This window comes from Pseudomonas fluorescens (genome assembly GCF_000968015.1).
GTDB lineage: Bacteria > Pseudomonadota > Gammaproteobacteria > Pseudomonadales > Pseudomonadaceae > Aquipseudomonas > Aquipseudomonas fluorescens_W.
Map to the genome: position 1 here is coordinate 19,130 of NZ_LACH01000009.1, position 17,090 is coordinate 36,219.

A 17,090-nucleotide genomic window follows, 5' to 3' on the forward strand; every position below is an offset into this window, starting at 1 on the left:
TGCTGGTGATAGGCGACAACATTGCTTCGCAATGAAGCGGGGGCGATCAGGTGGGGGCATTTACCGCACAGGATTGGTGCGGTGCGTGCAGTGCGATTATCCAACTGATTGATATCAAAGCGTTTATGCCGATGGCACGGGCTTTGCGAAGCCCAGATGTCCGGGTGACAAGGAGTACGGCATGATCCGCACCTATTTTGATGAGATGTACGATGCCGGCGGCCTGGTCCGCCCGCATTATCGGGAGTTTGCCCGTTGGCTGGCCGAAACGCCTGACGAGCTTTTGGCACAACGGCGACGCGAGGCCGATCTGTTATTTCATCGCGCCGGGATTACCTTCACGCTCTATGGTGATGAGCAAGGGACAGAGCGCCTGATTCCCTTCGACACCATCCCCCGCAGCATCCCCGCCAGTGAATGGCGAGTTGTCGAGCGCGGCTGCATTCAGCGGGTCAAGGCGTTGAACATGTTCCTCGCCGACCTCTATCACGAGCAGCGCATCATCAAGGCCGGCATCATTCCGGCCGAGCAAGTGCTGGCCAACGAGCAATACCAGTTGGCGATGCAAGGGCTGAATCTGCACCGCGATATCTATTCCCACATCTCCGGTGTCGATCTGGTGCGCGATGGCGACGGCACGTACTACGTGCTCGAAGACAATCTTCGTACACCGAGCGGCGTGAGCTACATGCTGGAAGACCGCAAGATGATGATGCGGTTGTTCCCCGAGTTGTTCGCGGCCCAGCGCATTGCCCCTATCGATCATTATCCGAACCTGTTACTCGACACCCTGAAAAGCTCCAGTCCGATTGATAACCCGAGTGTGGTGGTGCTGACGCCGGGCCGTTTCAACAGCGCGTTCTTTGAACATGCGTTTCTGGCGCGGGAAATGGGCGTTGAACTGGTGGAAGGCGCGGACCTGTTCGTGCGGGATGACAAGGTCTTCATGCGCACCACGGACGGGCCAAAAGCCGTCGACGTGATCTACCGTCGCCTCGACGATGCGTTCCTCGATCCGCTGGCGTTCAACCCGGACTCGATGCTTGGCGTTCCAGGGCTGCTGTCGTCGTATCGCTCCGGCAACGTCGTGCTGGCAAATGCCATCGGCACCGGGGTCGCGGACGACAAGTCGGTGTATCCCTTCGTCACGGACATGATCCGTTTCTACCTGGATGAAGAGCCGATCCTGAAGAATGTGCCGACGTGGCAGTGTCGTAATCCCTCCGAACTTTCCCACGTACTGGCCAATCTTCCAGAGCTGGTGGTCAAGGAAACCCAGGGCTCCGGCGGTTACGGAATGCTGGTCGGGCCGGCGGCGACGGCGGCGGAAATCGAGTCTTTCCGCGCGCGGATCAAAGCCAAGCCCCATGCGTACATCGCGCAACCGACGTTGTCCTTGTCGACCTGTCCGACCTTTGTCGAAAACGGCATCGCGCCACGCCACATCGACCTGCGTCCGTTTGTATTGTCTGGCCGCGAAACCCGGGTTGTGCCCGGCGGTTTGACCCGTGTTGCCCTGCGCGAAGGCTCTCTGGTGGTGAATTCATCCCAGGGCGGCGGAACCAAGGACACCTGGGTGGTCGAGGATTGAAGGAAGCCTGCCATGTTAAGTAGAACTGCCTCGGATTTGTATTGGATGTCGCGTTACCTGGAGCGGGCGGAAAACCTCGCACGGATGCTCGACATCAGTTATTCGCTGTCGCTGATGCCACAGGATGGTCGTGGTGATGGCCTGCATGAACTCGCCATGCCGTTGCTGATCACCGGCACCCTGGATGATTACCTGGAGCGCCACGGCGAATTGCACGCCGAACGGCTGCTGCATTTCTTCGCCCTGGATGCGGCCAACCCGGCGAGCATCTACAGCTGCCTCGGCGCCGCGCGAGCCAGTGCCCATGCGGTGCGTGGGCGAATCACCGCCGACATGTGGGAAAACATCAACGCCACCTGGCTGGAAATCCGCGGGATTGCCGATCAGGGCTTGAGCCGCTACGGCATGAGTCGATTCTGCGAGTGGATCAAGGAACGTTCCCACCTGTTCCGCGGCGCGTCCTACGGCACGATCATGCGTAACGATGCGTTCCGCTTCATTCGTCTGGGGACGTTTATCGAAAGGGCCGACAACACGTTGCGCCTGCTCGACGCCCGCTACGAAATGGCTGGCGATCAGGCAGAGGCGGTCAGTGATGGCACCGCTCACGCGTATTACCAGTGGAGTGCTTTGCTGCGGGCGTTGTCCTCGTTCGAGGCCTACACCGAGATCTACCGCGATGCGCCGGGCGCCCGGCATGTGGCCGAGTTGCTACTGCTGCGTGCTGACGTGCCGCGTTCATTGCGAGCCTGCACCGAAGAAATCGACCAGATCCTTGCCCAATTGCCGGGGGCCAACGGCCGTCCCGCGCAACGCCTGGCAGCGGAAATGGACGCACGCCTGCGCTACACCGGCATCACCGAAATTCTCGACGAAGGCCTGCACGCCTGGCTGACCGAGTTCATCCCGCTGGTGCGCCAGTTGGGTAACGCCATACACAGTTCCTACCTGGAGGCTGCATGAGACTTTCCATTAGCCACGAGACCACCTATCACTACGAAGATCAGGTGCGGGCGAGCATCCAGTACCTGCGACTGACACCCCACGACAGCGAGCGCCAGCATGTGCTCAGCTGGCAGCTCGACTTGCCGCGCCCGGTGCGCGCGCAACTCGATCCGTTCGGCAACATCCTGCACGTGCTGACCATGGACGAGCCCCACGAAGCGATCATCATCGGTGCCCGGGGGCAGGTGGACATCGACGAGTTACGCGAGGCGGAGCATGAAAGCCAGTCGGCGCTGCCGTTCTTGCGTTTCACGCGCCTGACCGAAGCCGACGAAGCCCTGCGTGCGTTCGCCGAGAAGGAATGCAAGCAACGCCGGGATCGCACGGCGTTGATCGACTTGATGCATGGCCTGAACCAGCACATGACCTACACGCCGGGCTCCACCGAAGTGGACACCAGCGCCGCGCAGGCCTTCGCCGGGCGTTCGGGCGTCTGCCAGGACCACACCCACGCGTTTCTCGCCTGCGCCCGCAGCCTGGGCATTCCGTCGCGTTATGTGTCGGGCTATTTGTACAGCGAGAACAGCGAACACCTGGCCAGTCACGCCTGGGCGGAAGCCTGGCTCGATGACGCCTGGTACAGCTTCGACGTGACCAATGAATTGGCGCGGCCTGAGCGTCATCTGAAACTGGCGGTGGGCCTGGATTACCTGGATGCCTGCCCGGTGCGTGGCATGCGCCGTGGCGGTGGTTGCGAGCAGATGCATGCGAAGGTGTTTGTTTCGCCGACACCGATGCCGGTTATCTCAGTCCAACAGCAATAAACCGCAACACCACAAAACCCCTGTAGGAGTGAGCCTGCTCGCGATAGCGGCTTATCAGTCACACATTAATTGACTGGAAGTCCGCCATCGCGAGCAGGCTCACTCCTACATGGGGGATGGGTGTCAGGGTTTAACCTTGCGCCCAGCCATGTGCTTCAAATACCCCACCAACCTCTCCAGATCCCCGTCCGGCAACACCGTCGCCGAGAACCCGGGCATCTTCGCCTGAGGCCACTGGCGCAAGCTCTGCGGATCACGAATGTAGCGCCTGAGGAAATCCGCGCCGAAGTACTCGGTCGGGTTAAACGGAATATTCAGGTCCGGCCCAAACTGCGCATCCCCGGCGCCGTTCAATCGATGGCACGCCAGGCAATTCTTCTGAAACAGCGCAAAGCCCTTGTTCACCGGATCGTCAGCTTTCAACGCCGGATCGGGCAGCAGGGCAGGGAAGCGTTCGGCCACCGGAGCCATGCGCTTGATGCTCGCCACTTGAAAGGGCCATTGCTCGGGGCTGATATCGCCCGCCTGCGGATCGGTCCAGACCAGATAGAACGGCCCCGCGCCGGGTTTGCCTTCCGACAGCGCTGGCCACGGCTTGGCGGGTTCTTCAATCGCCAACCATGCGCGCGCACCCTGGGTATTGAGCAACGGCGCGGCCGACAGTTCTGCGGCAAAACCATCCAGGGCTACCGCCTGTAAGTGGTCTTCAGGCTTGATGCCCGTCAACAACGCAGCCACCGGAACAGCGCGATAGCTCATGTCCCGTTTGTAGGAAACGTCGTTGCTGATGGTGATGGTCTGAACCTGAGGATGCTTGAGTAGCTCCTCGGTTTGCCAGGTGCGACTGCTCGCGCCGAGCTCAAGGTTCAGCTGTGCGGCAGACAGAGGCGTGCTGAGCAGCAAGGCCCCGAACAGAATGAGCGTTTTCAAGTGATCGCCGTCCATGTCGTGGAAGTGCCGCAAAGGTTGGCACACCCACGCTGGCCCGGGTAGCGAGCCAGTCACATTTTTAGAGGGCGATATAAAACCTGGCGCCGTATTTTTTATAGACCGACTAGCCGATCACCTTGGTCAGGTTCGGCAAAATCAACAACAGCGTAGTGGCAAAAAGAATGAGCCCGGCTTGACGTACTTTCGATTGTTTGAACATGGCTTGACCGCCTTTATTGTTATTTCCTGATGCCTGCCTGCATTTCTCCATGACGGCAGAGCGTTGCACTTCCTGTTTGACGAGCGCCTCGGCAAAACCCGACGACAACTTCGTACAAGTTCACCTTAGAGCCCGCGTCACGCTTGGTTTAGATCCATTTCGTATGGATTTCACATAAACGGCTCTTAAAAAGACATGAGGCCTATTGCCAGCTTCTTGGGCGCCCTTTTGCTAGACAGCTTGGTGTCCTGAATCGGTTAATCCGGTGGTTGCCTACCGTCCGTCTGAGCGTGACCGTCAACGTCTGTGAGCACTGCGGTCATTGAATCCAGGGCCGCTCGGCCTAAGGTAAGCGTGAAGTTCAAAAGATCGCAGCCTTCGGCAGCTCCTACCGAGGATGCGGTCGGGTAGGAGCTGCCGAAGGCTGCGATCTTTTGATTTTTATACCTACCCACCGTCGGTTCGAGGACGTCATGACCCAAGCTTTGATTTTCGACGCGTTACGCACGCCCCGCGGCAAAGGCAAGGCCAATGGCGCCTTGCACAGCGTCAAACCGGTGAACCTGGTAGCCGGGCTGCTCACCGCGCTGCAGCAGCGCACGTCTCTCGATACCAGTCAGGTCGACGATGTGGTACTTGGCTGCGTGACGCCCATCGGCGACCAGGGTTCCGACATCGCCAAAACCGCGACCCAGGTGGCGGATTGGGACGTCAGCGTGGCGGGTTTGCAGATCAACCGCTTCTGCGCCTCGGGGCTGGAGGCGGTGAACCTCGGTGCGATGAAGGTGCGTTCCGGCTTCGAAGACCTGGTGGTGGTCGGTGGCGTCGAGTCCATGTCCCGCGTGCCGATGGGCAGCGATGGAGGCGCCTGGGCACAGGACCCGGAAACCAGTTTTCACAGCCATTTCGCCCCTCAAGGTGTGGGCGCTGATCTGATCGCCACGATTGAAGGTTTCAGCCGTCAGGACGTCGATGCCTATGCGCTGCACTCCCAACAAAAGGCTGCGCGGGCAAGGGCCGACGGTTCGTTCAACAAATCGCTGGTGCCGGTGCAGGACCAGAACGGCATTATCCTGCTCGATCACGATGAATTCATCCGCGCCGGATCGACCCTGGAAGGCTTGGGCCAGCTCAAGCCGAGCTTCGAGATGATCGGGCAAATGGGCTTCGATGCCACCGCGCTTCGGGTCTACAGCCATGTTGAGCGGATCAACCACGTGCACACGGCGGGTAACAGTTCCGGGATCGTCGATGGCGCGGCGCTGATGCTCATCGGCTCCGAGGCCAAGGGCCGGGCACTGGGTTTGCAACCGCGGGCGCGGATCGTCGCCACCGCCGTCACCAGCACCGACCCGACCATCATGCTCACCGGCCCCGCGCCGGCCACCCGCAAGGCACTGGCCGAGGCCGGGCTGCGGGTTGAAGACATCGACCTGTTCGAAGTCAACGAAGCCTTTGCCTCGGTGGTGCTGAAATTCATCAAGGACATGGCGATCGACCCGGACAAGGTCAACGTCAACGGCGGCTCCATCGCCATGGGTCACCCGCTGGGCGCCACCGGATGCGCGATCCTCGGCACGCTGCTCGATGAACTGGAAACCCGGCGCCTGCGCTATGGCCTCGCGACGCTGTGTGTCGGCGGCGGCATGGGCATTGCCACCATCATCGAACGCCTCTGAGCCCCCGACCGACTTCAAGGAAGCACTTTCATCATGACTGAAGCCATTCGTTACGAAAAAGGTCAGGACCAGATCGTCGTCCTGACCATCGACATGCCGGGCCAGAGCGCCAACACCATGAACGCGGTCTACCGCGAAGCCATGGCCGCGTGTGTTGCCAGACTGGTTGCCGACAAAGACACCATCGCCGGCGTGATCATCACCTCGGCCAAGAAAACCTTCTTTGCCGGCGGCGACCTCAATGAACTGATCAAGGTCGGCAAGCCTGAAGCCAAAGCCTTCTATGACAGGGTGCTGACGCTCAAAGGGCAGCTGCGTACCCTAGAAACCCTCGGCAAACCGGTGGTCGCCGCGATCAACGGTGCCGCGTTGGGCGGTGGTTGGGAAATCTGCCTGGCGTGCCATCACCGGGTGGCGCTGGACAACCCATCGGTGCAACTCGGCCTGCCGGAAGTGACCCTCGGCCTGTTGCCGGGCGGCGGCGGGGTAGTGCGCATGGTGCGCATGCTCGGTATTGAAAAAGCCTTGCCCTATCTGCTCGAAGGCAAAAAAGTCCGGCCGCAGCAGGCGTTGCGGGCAGGTTTGATTGATGAGTTGGCGGCGGATCGTGATGAACTGCTGGCCAAGGCGCGCGCCTGGATTATCGCCCATCCTTCAGCGGTGCAGCGCTGGGACGTGAAGGGTTACCAGATTCCGGGGGGCACGCCGTCGAACCCGATAGTCGCGCAAATGCTGGCCATCGCGCCGTCTATCCTGCGCAGCAAAACCCAGGGCTGCCTGCCCGCGCCTGAGAAAATCCTCTGCGCCGTGGTGGAAGGTGCCCAAGTGGATTTCGACACCGCGCACCTGATCGAAACCCGATACTTCACCGAATTGACCACCGGCCAGGTGTCGAAAAATCTGATCGGCACGTTCTGGTTCCAGCTCAACGAAATCAATGCCGGCAGCTCGCGGCCTCATGGCTTTGCGCCCTACGTGACGCGTCGGGTGGGTGTGTTGGGCGCTGGCATGATGGGCGCCGGAATTGCCTTTGTCAGCGCGTCAGCCGGCATCGACGTGGTGCTCAAGGACATCAATCTTGCGGCGGCACAAAAGGGCAAGGCTCACTCGGCGGCGCTGCTGGACAAGAAGGTTGCGCGTGGCCAATTGAGTGCCGATCAGCGCGATGCAACGCTGGCGCGAATTCACCCCACTGAAAGCGATGCCGATCTGGCCGGTTGTGATCTGATCATTGAAGCGGTGTTTGAAGATCGCGACCTGAAAGCAAAGGTCTCTTCGGCGGCGCAAAAAGTCGTTGGCCCGGATGCGGTGATTGCTTCCAACACATCGACCTTGCCAATCAGCGGCCTCGCGACCGCCGTGCCGGATCAGAGCAAGTTCATCGGCCTGCATTTCTTCAGCCCCGTGGAGAAAATGCCTTTGGTGGAAATCATCAAAGGCGCCCACACCAGCGACGAAACCCTGGCTCGCGGTTTCGATTTCGTCCTGCAAATCAAGAAAACCCCGATTGTGGTCAACGACAGTCGCGGTTTCTTCACCTCGCGGGTTTTCGGCACATTCACCAACGAAGGCATCGCCATGCTGGGCGAAGGCGTGAGCGCGCCGATGATCGAGACCGAAGCGCGCAAGGCCGGCATGCCGATCGGACCTCTGGCAATCTCCGACGAAGTTTCCCTCAGCTTGATGAGCCATATCCGCCAGCAAACTGCCAAAGACCTGCAAGCAGAAGGGAAACCGCTGATTGAGCACCCGGCGTTCGCCGTGATTGACTTGCTGCTCAACGAATACAAGCGTCCGGGCAAGGCTGCAGGTGGGGGTTTCTACGATTATCCGGCCCGAGGGCAAAAGCATCTGTGGCCAGAGTTGAAAAGCCGTTTCGAGAAGGCTGACGGGCAGATTTCGCCGAAGGACGTGCGTGATCGGCTGCTGTTCGTGCAAGCCATCGAAACCGTGCGCTGTGTGGAGGAGGGTGTGTTGACCTCGACGGCGGACGCCAACGTCGGCTCGATCTTCGGCATCGGCTTCGCCGCCTGGACCGGTGGCGCGCTGCAATTCATCAATCAGTACGGCGTGAAAGATTTCGTCGCCCGCGCCCAGTACCTGGCGGAGCAGTATGGCGAACGATTCGCTCCGCCCGCGCTATTGCTGGAGAAAGCGGCTAAAGGGGAGGCGTTCTAGGGGACGGGTGACGCATTCCGGGGCTTGCCTTGCCACTGTGTTTCAAGGCAGGCTCAGGGGTGTGCATTATTCCCATCAAGTGTCAGGTATTTTTTATGTCGTTACGCATCTGCATTCTGGAAACCGACATCCTGCGTCCGGAACTGGTCGATCAATATCAGGGTTACGGGCAGATGTTCCAGCGTCTGTTTTCGCAGCAACCCATCGCTGCCGAGTTCACTGTGTACAACGTGATGCAGGGCGAGTATCCCGGCGATGAACTGACCTTCGACGCCTATCTGGTCACTGGCAGTAAGGCGGACTCCTTCGGCACCGACCCGTGGATTGAAACCCTCAAGGCTTACCTGCTGACCCGCTACGAGCGCGGCGACAAACTGCTGGGCGTGTGCTTCGGCCATCAACTGCTTGCGCTGCTGCTGGGCGGCAAGAGTGAACGTGCGACCCAAGGCTGGGGCGTTGGCACCCACAAATACAAACTCGCCGCCAAGGCGCCGTGGATGAGCCCGGTGAGGGAAGAACTGACCTTATTGATCAGCCATCAGGATCAGGTCACCGCGCTCCCGGCAAACGCCACGGTCATTGCTTCCAGCGATTTCTGCCCGTTTGCCGCGTACCACATCAACGATCAGGTGCTGTGCTTCCAGGGGCATCCGGAGTTCATTCACGATTACTCGCGCGCGCTGTTGGATATCCGTCAGGAAGCGCTGGGCGAGCAGATTTATTCGAAAGGTATGGCGAGCCTTGAGCACGAGCATCACGGCACTACCGTTGCGGAGTGGATGATGCGGTTTGTGGCGCACAAGCCAGCATCCGAGTCGGTTTAAAGGGCTGACAAAGAACCTGTGGCGAGGGGGCTTGCCTCCGTTGGGTCGCGTAGCGGCCCCCGGCATTCTTCCTGACAGGCCACATCCACGACTGCTACGCAGCCGAGCGGGGGCAAGCCCCCTCGCCACAGGGTCACAACCACCCGGATTTCTTGAAGCTCGCCCACAAACTCACACAACCCACGGTAATAAACCCCAACACCCCGAAATACCCGTAATGCCAACTCAACTCCGGCATGTTCTGGAAGTTCATCCCGTAAATCCCCGCCACCGCCGTCGGGAACGCCAGAATTGCCGCCCAGGCCGCAAACTTGCGCTGCACCACGCTTTGGCGTGACGCCTCCAGCAACACTCCAACCTCAATGGTCTGGCTGGCAATGTCCGCCAGGGTCGTCAGGTCTTCCATCTGTCGTGTCACATGGATCTGCACATCGCGAAAGTACGGGCGCATGTTCTTGTCGATAAACGGGAAACTCAGCTTCTGCAATTCTTCACCGATCTCCACCATCGGCGCCGCAAACCGGCGCAAACGCAGTACATCGCGGCGCAGACTGTGGAGTTTTTGAATGTCGCGCTCGTTCAGGGAGCTACACATGACATTGCGTTCCAGCTCATCGATCTCTGCGTGGATCGCTTCGCCCATGGGCTGGTAGTTTTCGATCACGAAGTCGAGGATGGCATAGAGTACGAAATCTTCCCCGTGCTCCAGCAACAGCGGACGCGCCTCACAGCGCTGTCGGACATGGGCGTAGGACGCCGAGTGACCGTTGCGTGCGGTAATGATGTAACCATTGCCGGCAAAGATATGAGTTTCGATGAACTGCAGCTTGCCTTCATGCCGGATCGGCGAATACGTGACGATGAACAGCGCGTCGCCGAAGGTTTCCAGTTTCGGTCGACTGTGTTTTTCCAGGGCGTCTTCGATGGCCAGTTCGTGCAGGTTGAACTGGCGTTGCAGATTGAACAGCTCCTGGGCGTTCGGCTCTTCAAGGCCGATCCAGACAAAGTGGCCAGGCTTCGCCGCCCAGGCAGCGCCTTCGTCAAGGGTGATATTGGTGACTTTCTTACCAGCGCTATAAACCGCAGCAGCAACAACTCTACCCATGATAGTGATTCACTTCTTATTGGCAGCTTTCTATTAGCAAAGATGGCAGTGGCAGGCAGTCTCCAGCTTAGCCCTGTCTACTGCTTGAGAGTCAGTGAAATCTGCGGGGTTCGTAGGCAAAAACTCGCAGGCAAAAGAAAACCCGCACAAGGCGGGTTTCTTCTACGCGGCTTGCAGTTGCCGATCCATCGAAGCGATGCACTCGCGCATCTGCTCGCGGCACTGTGCAATCAGTAGCGGCATGTCATCCAGGCTCAATCCAGCCGTAGGAATCGCCGGTAACGAGCGGATCAGAATCTTCCCACTGCGCCAACGGTTCAATCGCATGTGTTTAACGTAACTGCTGACACACACCGGAACAATCGGCACGCCGGCGGCAATGGCCATTTGAAAGGCGCCTTTCTTGAACGGCAGCAACTCTTCGCCCAGGTTGCGCGTGCCTTCCGGGAAGACCCAGATCGAAGTGTCTTCATTCTGCAGCGTGTGGGTAGTGGTCAGCATCGACTGGCGCGCTCTCTGCGCATTGCCGCGATCGATCAGCACATTGCCCGCCAGCCAGAACAACTGACCAAACAGCGGCACCCACTTCAGACTCTTCTTGCCGATACACACGGTGCGGCGGGGCACCACGTTGCCGAACACAAACAGGTCGTAGTTGGACTGGTGGTTGGCGATGATCACGCAGCTGTCAGGTTTATCCATCAGCGGTCCGACTTCAGCCTTTACCCGCAGACGCAAAATGCACATCGCCGGCCATGCATAAAGACGCGCGCACAATCGGCTGTTGTCCGGATTGAACGGTCGGCACAGGCCGAGCATCACCCCAAGCACACCGGCCAGAATAAAGTGCAGGCCCATCAATAACATACGAAACACAAACAGCATTTACAGGCCCACCGGGACAAAAGGTGGCGCAGTGTACGGATGTGCACTGTTTTCGGCAATTGCCGCTATAGAGGTGGGAGATAGGCGATGTTTGAGCGCATGTTTCCGACTTATGGGTCAGATGCGATCTAGAGCGGTTGTAGGCTTTTCAACGGAGCGCGAAAGAAAAAGCCCGACACGACGGTCGGGCTTTCGGTGCGGCACGTTTGGGTTTAAACCGAAAAGTCCTGATCCTGGATGATCGCGTTATCCAGCCTATCCAGCAGCGCCTTGCGCACTTTGAGCTTGGTGTTCTTGTGAGCGGTCATGTTGATCTTCTTCAACTGACGAGCCGCCGCCAGCGCCGCGCCTTGCAGCTCTTCGGCCGACACCACCAGGTCGAGGAAACCGGCATCCACGGCACTTTGCGGATTGAACATCTCGGCGTTGATCACAGAGCGGTGGAACGCCGACTTACGCAGACGATCACGGGCCAGTTCGATACCGGCGTGGTGCATGGTCATGCCGATCTGCACTTCGTTCAGGCCAATGGTGAACGGGCCGTCGACACCAATGCGGTAATCCACCGACAACAACAGGAACGCGCCCTTGGCCACCGCATGCCCAGGGCACGCCACGATCACCGGGAACGGGTGCGCCAACAGACGGCGGGCCAGCGTCGAACCGGCAGTCACTAGCGCCACGGCTTCTTTAGGGCCGGAGGTCATCACTTTCAAGTCATAACCGCCCGACAGCATCCCGGGCGTACCGGTAATGATCACCACCGCACGATCAGTCACTGCTTGATCCAGCGCGGCGTTAAATGCAGCAATCACGTCCGGAGAGATGGCATTGACCTTGCCATTGCTCAAGGTCAGGGTCGCGATACCGTCTTCGAGATGGTAAGAAATCAACTCACTCATGACGCTATTCCTTTCAATAAAGTAGCGCAGACGTTACCCACCGCCGCAGGCCAGGTAAAGCGCCGTGACTGACCGCCCAGTCACCCTTTCCCCGCCCGGCAAGCGTCGCCCGCCACGCCAGCCGCGCATTCCCTTCTATATAGAGGAGGGCGCGAAGCCGGAGATTGGCGGGTTTGCCATGGACTGGAACCTGCTCGAACGACTGAAACGCTAAGCGCATGAAAATTCTGCAAAAAAAGTTTGCCATCGGAAAAGCTTTCGACTACATTAGCGCGCCTCGACAGACAGAACTTGTTTGACGAGATACGGTGAAGTGTCCGAGTGGCTTAAGGAGCACGCCTGGAAAGTGTGTATACAAGAAATTGTATCGAGAGTTCGAATCTCTCCTTCACCGCCAAATTCGATGTAACCAAAACCCCTGATTTCGAGAGAAGTCAGGGGTTTTGTGGTTTCTGGCGTCTGGATTTTGTGGATGGCAATGTTATTGACCCAAGCCCATCGGCGAAGACGCTTCTGAAATTCATGTAGGACGGCTGACAGGCATGTGGGAAGTAATGCTGGAAAGCCAGGTAGCTGGGTGCTTTCATAGGTTTCGGCACCTGACACGAGCCGTTTCGTGAGGGGTATTCGCGTTGCGCCTTTAGGGTACAAAATGAATCAACAGCAAGGCACATGACGCGGCCTATTATCTGGAAGGACGAACGCACGTTATGCAGGAATTCACCATGGAACAGGCCGAACTGGAAAAGGTTCACGTGGAGATCGTCAAGCTGATGGCCGAGCAGCGCAAGCTGAACGCCGAGGCCGGGAAGATGACCCGTGAAACTTTTTGGTATCCGGTGGCTGTAGCGACTGGGTTGATTGGCACGGTGGCCATTGTCACTGCAGTGTTGATCAAGCTGCTCTAACCTGTTGGACTGCCCAAACCCCCTCGAATGGAATCGACACTATGTCTCACCCTCGCGCCGCTTTCCGCCGCATCGCTATTTCCCTCACCGCAGCGCTGATAAGCACCGTCTCCTTATTCGCCACTGCATCCACGAATAAAACTTTCCCGGATGCCATAGCCAGCGACCCCGCAAAACTAGGCTGGATGGTCGGCTCGCCACCACCTGCAGATCGTACTGTGCGTTTCGAAGATGGCAGCTATTTCCAGTTCCCGGCGATGCGCTGGAGTGTCTCGAACTTCCGCCAACTGATGCCTACGATCAATGTTTCACGGGGGGGCGGTGCGCCGGTTCCATTGGTATCTGCGCTGCGCAAAGACATCGATGCGATCAGCTTCGTCCCGCTTGGGGCGAAGGCTCCGATGAACTGGGAGCAATCCCTCGCGGCCACCTACACCGACGGGATTGTGGTGATGCATCGCGGGAAAGTTGTCTACGAGCGTTACTTTGGCGTGCTGAAGCCTGAAGGCCAGCACGCGGCAATGTCTGTGACCAAGTCCGTGGTCGGCACATTAGGGGCGATGTTGGTGGCGGAAGGGCGAATCGATGCGAACAAGCGAGTGACCGAATACGTCCCCGAACTGGCGGCTTCCGGGTTTGGCAGCGCCACGGTGCGCCAGGTCCTCGATATGACGACCGCCCTCAAGTACAGCGAGGACTACGCCGACCCGAACGCTGAGGTCTGGGCTCATGCAAAGGCTGGCAGCCCTCTGCCCAAGCCAAAGGACTACAGCGGTCCGCGAAGCTACTACGAGTTTTTGCAGACGGTTCAACCGCAAGGCAAACACGGCAGCGCGTTCGGCTACAAGACCGTCAATACCGATGTATTGGGCTGGATCATCGCTCGAGCGACCGGTCGCAACGTCGCACAGTTGTTGTCGGAGCGGATCTGGAGCCGTTTGGGGGGCGAGCAGGACGCCTATTTCACGGTGGATTCCATTGGCACCCCGTTTGCTGGCGGCGGCTTGAACACGGGCTTGCGTGACCTGGCACGGTTTGGCGAGATGTTGCGTAATGACGGCCAGTTCAACGGTCAGCAAATCGTGCCCAAAGCGGTGGTTGACGACATCCGTGGCGGCGGCGACAAGCAGGCATTCGCCCAGGCGGGGTACGATTTGTTGAAGGGTTGGAGCTACCGTTCAATGTGGTGGGTGACCAACAAAGAGGGCGGAGCCTTCATGGCGCGCGGGGTCCATGGGCAACGCATTTATGTCGACCCGAAAGCCGAAATGGTGATTGTTCGCTACGCCTCCCATCCGGTCGCCAGTAACTCGGCTAATGATCCGGTCACCTTGCCGGCGTTTGATGCGTTGGCTCAACACCTGTCCAGGCTGCCTTGAGTCATTATCCCCGGGCCATGAAGAAGGAAATTTAATGATCACCACCACAACCCACACCCTCGAAGGCCGACAAATCACCGCCTATCTGGACATCGTCAGTGCCGAGTCGGTGCAGGGGGTCAACGTTGTTCGCGATATGTTCGCCGGGATGCGGGATTTTTTCGGTGGGCGCTCTCAGACATTGGAGCGGGCGTTGAAGGAAGCACGGATTCAGGCAACCGACGAGTTGAAGGAGCGGGCGCGGGCACTTCAGGCTGATGCGGTGGTGGGGCTTGATTATGAGATCAGCATGCCGGCCGGGAAGGGCGGGATGGTGGTGGTATTTGTGACCGGGACGGCGGTCAAGTTGAGGTGAATGTGGTCACTAGGCCGTTCGTCGGGGATGCAACATTCTGAACTACAAGTCCAGTCATGACTGACTAGTCTCAAAAGCGTTGAAGGTCGATATTTTTCGGGCAAATAGGGCTTGCCGGTGTCGACCCTTTTTTGAGAGGGGAAAGGTATGGCTGATTCGTATATCGAAGACGACGGGTCTGAGTTTCCGATCAACAATTGCGTGCAGTGTGGTCAAGCGGAGTATGTGTCGGGCTTTGGTGAAGACCGGACCCAGGTCGCCAAATTGAAATCCAAGGCGCCCCGAACCGAAAAGGCGAAATTCTTGCCCAAGAGGATGCCGTCTTCCAGGAAGTAACCGTCAACCGGACACCCCCGCCATTGAGCGGGGTTTTTATTTTCACAAGGTCGGCTGTTGGGATTTGGACTACAGATGCACAACTCACTGTGGGTGTTTTTTTTCACAAACTTTTCACACCTGCCTACGTAGGCTCAACTCATCCGTTAGAAAGCAATACCTGGCCCGTTCCCCAGCGGGCTTTTTTTTGCCTGTCATAAAACCTTTTCCAAAATCGCTGTCCAACCGTCGCCTATTGCGAGGTTGTGCCCGTGCGTGTCTGGACTTTGTCTCCTCTAAAGCATTCAATCTCGTCCCTTTCGGTTACCCCCTTTTTTTGAGGTTCTTGTCATGCGTTTAACACTGCCTGCTCTGGTTATGGGGCTTTTGGTTGCTCAAGGTGCGATGGCTGCGGGTGATGGCACTGCCGCCATCGGTGGTGGTTTGGGTGGCGCGCTGGGTAATGTGGTCGGCCAGAGCATGGGCGGCAGCACCGGTGCAGCGATTGGTGCTGGTGTAGCGGGCGCGGCCGGCAGTGCGGTTGCAGCACGCAAAGGCAGCCGCACTAAAGCAGCCATTGGCGGTGGTGTCGGCGCGGCCGGCGGTTCGATCATCGGCAACAGCCTGGGCGGCAGGACCGGTTCCACAATCGGCGCAGGCTTGGGCGGCGCATTGGGCGGCGGCGTGGGCAGCAACCTGGCCAAAGGTCACAAGCGTCACTGATCCTTATTGATCAGCTCAAAAAGCCCGGCTTGATGCCGGGCTTTTTGTATCTGGATATTTCTTCTTCACGCTCTTTGCCTCTACCGTTGTCCAACAATCAGCGCTGGTGTGATGAAAAAGCTAGACTCACGCCATCCGTAACGCGTTCTCTTACCCCCGATACGGAATTTAGAGGTTCATATCATGCGTTTGACATTGTCCACGTTGTTTCTGGGACTTTTGGTCGCTCAAGGTGCAATGGCCGCCGGTGACGGCACCGCTGCAGTTGGCGGTGGTATTGGCGGTGCGCTAGGTAACGTGGTCGGCCAGCAAATGGGCGGCAGCACAGGTGCCGCGATTGGCGCCGGCGTAGGCGGCGCGGCAGGTAGCGCGGTCGGCGCGAACAAAGGCAGTCGCACAGAAGCGGCTATTGGCGGTGGTCTGGGGTCGGCCGGTGGCTCGGTGATCGGCAACAGCCTGGGCGGCAAGACCGGTTCCACCATCGGTGCAGGCCTGGGCGGCGCGGCCGGTGGGGCAGTAGGCAACAACTTGGGTAACGATAGCGGCAGTTCGCACTCCGGTAGCGGCCACAATCATAAGCATAAAAATAAGCACAGAAACAAACATCACTGATTCGTCATTGAGTCACAGCAGAAACCCGGCCTAGCGCCGGGTTTTTTCGTTTCTGGACCAGGACTCTGGAACGTTTGGTCGTGGGCCGCCTCGAACTTCATACACCCCAGAATGTTGTGAGGCATGCCATGACTCCTGAAACCGAAGGCAAGGAAGAAAAAGGCCCGAGCGGGCTTCCGTTCATTAACGATCCGGGAAACGAAGACCCAGGCTCACTGATGGATGACGCAACGGTACCGCTCAATGATTCCGATGATGCAGGCGATGTCGGAAATATAGAGTTCGAAGACGAGGAAGAGGATGAGGACGAAGATTGACCCTGCTGTGCGACGGACTCGACCGATCGTCTCTCTGATCGAACGCATTGCAGAGCCCAATCCTCGAAACTTCAGGGCCTGCTTTTCAGGCCCCTCGAGAGGTGCTTTATGAACGCTGATCCGAAAGACTCCGACATCGACGATACCCCCGAATATCCGCTGCCTTCACCGACCAATCCCCTGAGTCGTGATCAACGTCCGCCTGATGACGACACTGCTGTGGAGCAGTTGCCGTCTGAAGAAGTGACGCGTGGGGATGTTGAAACTCACCCCGATGACCCGGACATTGCCGGAGAAGACGGCTCAAACGAACCGAGCTGAACATACGCTGTGACGTAGCGACGCTCGTCGATTGTGCAGCACCTTTAAAAAGCGCTTTTTCATCACTTGCCATTGAA

General features: G+C 58.5%; 18 protein-coding genes and 1 tRNA gene. 15 read left to right on the plus strand and 4 right to left on the minus strand.

All coding sequences use genetic code 11. The features are described from left to right. The first annotated feature begins 181 nt into the window (after positions 1–181). The 3 genes from VD17_RS06075 to VD17_RS06085 are packed head-to-tail and all read left to right on the plus strand — an operon-like array spanning position 182 to position 3,360. The gene (locus tag VD17_RS06075) at positions 182–1,591 is read left to right on the plus strand and encodes a circularly permuted type 2 ATP-grasp protein (protein ID WP_046053118.1); all 1,410 of its coding nucleotides are present in this window, start codon (positions 182–184) and stop codon (positions 1,589–1,591) included. A gap of 12 nt (positions 1,592–1,603) precedes the next feature. After that, positions 1,604–2,554: an alpha-E domain-containing protein gene (locus VD17_RS06080; protein ID WP_008148807.1), complete on the plus strand. Its 951-nt coding sequence runs from the start codon at positions 1,604–1,606 to the stop codon at positions 2,552–2,554. Further along, the gene (locus VD17_RS06085) at positions 2,551–3,360 is read left to right on the plus strand and encodes a transglutaminase family protein (RefSeq protein WP_046053119.1); all 810 of its coding nucleotides are present in this window, start codon (positions 2,551–2,553) and stop codon (positions 3,358–3,360) included. Before VD17_RS06080 ends, VD17_RS06085 begins: the two co-directional genes overlap by 4 nt. Positions 3,361–3,483: 123 nt before the next feature. Here VD17_RS06085 and VD17_RS06090 read toward each other — a convergent pair whose 3' ends face one another. After that, the gene (locus VD17_RS06090; RefSeq protein ID WP_046053120.1) at positions 3,484–4,305 is read right to left on the minus strand and encodes a c-type cytochrome; all 822 of its coding nucleotides are present in this window, start codon (positions 4,303–4,305) and stop codon (positions 3,484–3,486) included. Positions 4,306–4,983: 678 nt separating this feature from the next. Between VD17_RS06090 and VD17_RS06095 the strand changes: the two genes are divergently transcribed. The 3 genes from VD17_RS06095 (at position 4,984) to VD17_RS06105 (ending at position 9,191) form a co-directional block, all read left to right on the plus strand. Continuing rightward, on the plus strand, positions 4,984–6,189 hold the full coding sequence (locus VD17_RS06095; protein WP_046053121.1) for an acetyl-CoA C-acetyltransferase: 1,206 nt from the start codon (positions 4,984–4,986) through the stop codon (positions 6,187–6,189). Positions 6,190–6,222: 33 nt separating this feature from the next. Next, positions 6,223–8,367, plus strand: coding sequence for a 3-hydroxyacyl-CoA dehydrogenase NAD-binding domain-containing protein (locus VD17_RS06100; RefSeq protein WP_046053122.1), 2,145 nt, complete (start codon positions 6,223–6,225; stop codon positions 8,365–8,367). Between the two features lie 95 nt (positions 8,368–8,462). Continuing rightward, positions 8,463–9,191, plus strand: coding sequence for an amidotransferase (locus VD17_RS06105; protein ID WP_046053123.1), 729 nt, complete (start codon positions 8,463–8,465; stop codon positions 9,189–9,191). A 133-nt stretch (positions 9,192–9,324) separates the two neighbouring features. Here VD17_RS06105 and VD17_RS06110 read toward each other — a convergent pair whose 3' ends face one another. The 3 genes from VD17_RS06110 to VD17_RS06120 form a co-directional block, all read right to left on the minus strand. Further along, complete coding sequence (locus VD17_RS06110; RefSeq protein ID WP_046053124.1) at positions 9,325–10,296, minus strand: magnesium and cobalt transport protein CorA; 972 nt, start codon at positions 10,294–10,296, stop codon at positions 9,325–9,327. A gap of 162 nt (positions 10,297–10,458) precedes the next feature. Then, positions 10,459–11,181, minus strand: a complete 723-nt coding sequence (locus VD17_RS06115; RefSeq protein WP_046053125.1) for a 1-acylglycerol-3-phosphate O-acyltransferase — start codon at positions 11,179–11,181, stop codon at positions 10,459–10,461. A gap of 212 nt (positions 11,182–11,393) precedes the next feature. Beyond that, entirely contained in the window at positions 11,394–12,083 is a 690-nt protein-coding gene (locus VD17_RS06120; RefSeq protein ID WP_046053126.1) for a crotonase/enoyl-CoA hydratase family protein, read from the minus strand. 64 nt (positions 12,084–12,147) lie between these two features. Between VD17_RS06120 and VD17_RS32125 the strand changes: the two genes are divergently transcribed. The 9 genes from VD17_RS32125 to VD17_RS06165 all read left to right on the plus strand — a co-directional run bounded on the left by VD17_RS32125 (position 12,148) and on the right by VD17_RS06165 (position 17,013). After that, positions 12,148–12,297 carry a hypothetical protein gene (locus VD17_RS32125; RefSeq protein WP_165353268.1) on the plus strand — a complete coding sequence of 50 codons (150 nt, stop codon included), beginning with the start codon at positions 12,148–12,150 and terminating at the stop codon, positions 12,295–12,297. 93 nt (positions 12,298–12,390) lie between these two features. Beyond that, a tRNA-Ser gene (locus VD17_RS06125) sits at positions 12,391–12,480 on the plus strand. Between the two features lie 328 nt (positions 12,481–12,808). After that, positions 12,809–12,991: a hypothetical protein gene (locus VD17_RS06130; RefSeq protein WP_080931976.1), complete on the plus strand. Its 183-nt coding sequence runs from the start codon at positions 12,809–12,811 to the stop codon at positions 12,989–12,991. A 41-nt stretch (positions 12,992–13,032) separates the two neighbouring features. Beyond that, entirely contained in the window at positions 13,033–14,370 is a 1,338-nt protein-coding gene (locus tag VD17_RS06135) for a serine hydrolase domain-containing protein (RefSeq protein WP_046053128.1), read from the plus strand. Positions 14,371–14,404: 34 nt separating this feature from the next. Next, positions 14,405–14,725, plus strand: coding sequence for a YbjQ family protein (locus tag VD17_RS06140; protein ID WP_046053129.1), 321 nt, complete (start codon positions 14,405–14,407; stop codon positions 14,723–14,725). Positions 14,726–15,391: 666 nt separating this feature from the next. Continuing rightward, a complete protein-coding gene (locus VD17_RS06150; RefSeq protein WP_046053131.1) occupies positions 15,392–15,763 on the plus strand; it encodes a hypothetical protein in 372 nt (123 codons plus the stop codon). Between the two features lie 183 nt (positions 15,764–15,946). After that, positions 15,947–16,375, plus strand: coding sequence for a glycine zipper domain-containing protein (locus tag VD17_RS06155; protein WP_046053132.1), 429 nt, complete (start codon positions 15,947–15,949; stop codon positions 16,373–16,375). A 128-nt stretch (positions 16,376–16,503) separates the two neighbouring features. Further along, positions 16,504–16,692 carry a hypothetical protein gene (locus VD17_RS06160; protein ID WP_046047922.1) on the plus strand — a complete coding sequence of 63 codons (189 nt, stop codon included), beginning with the start codon at positions 16,504–16,506 and terminating at the stop codon, positions 16,690–16,692. A 108-nt stretch (positions 16,693–16,800) separates the two neighbouring features. Further along, the gene (locus tag VD17_RS06165) at positions 16,801–17,013 is read left to right on the plus strand and encodes a hypothetical protein (protein WP_046053133.1); all 213 of its coding nucleotides are present in this window, start codon (positions 16,801–16,803) and stop codon (positions 17,011–17,013) included. The last annotated feature ends 77 nt before the right edge of the window (positions 17,014–17,090 follow it).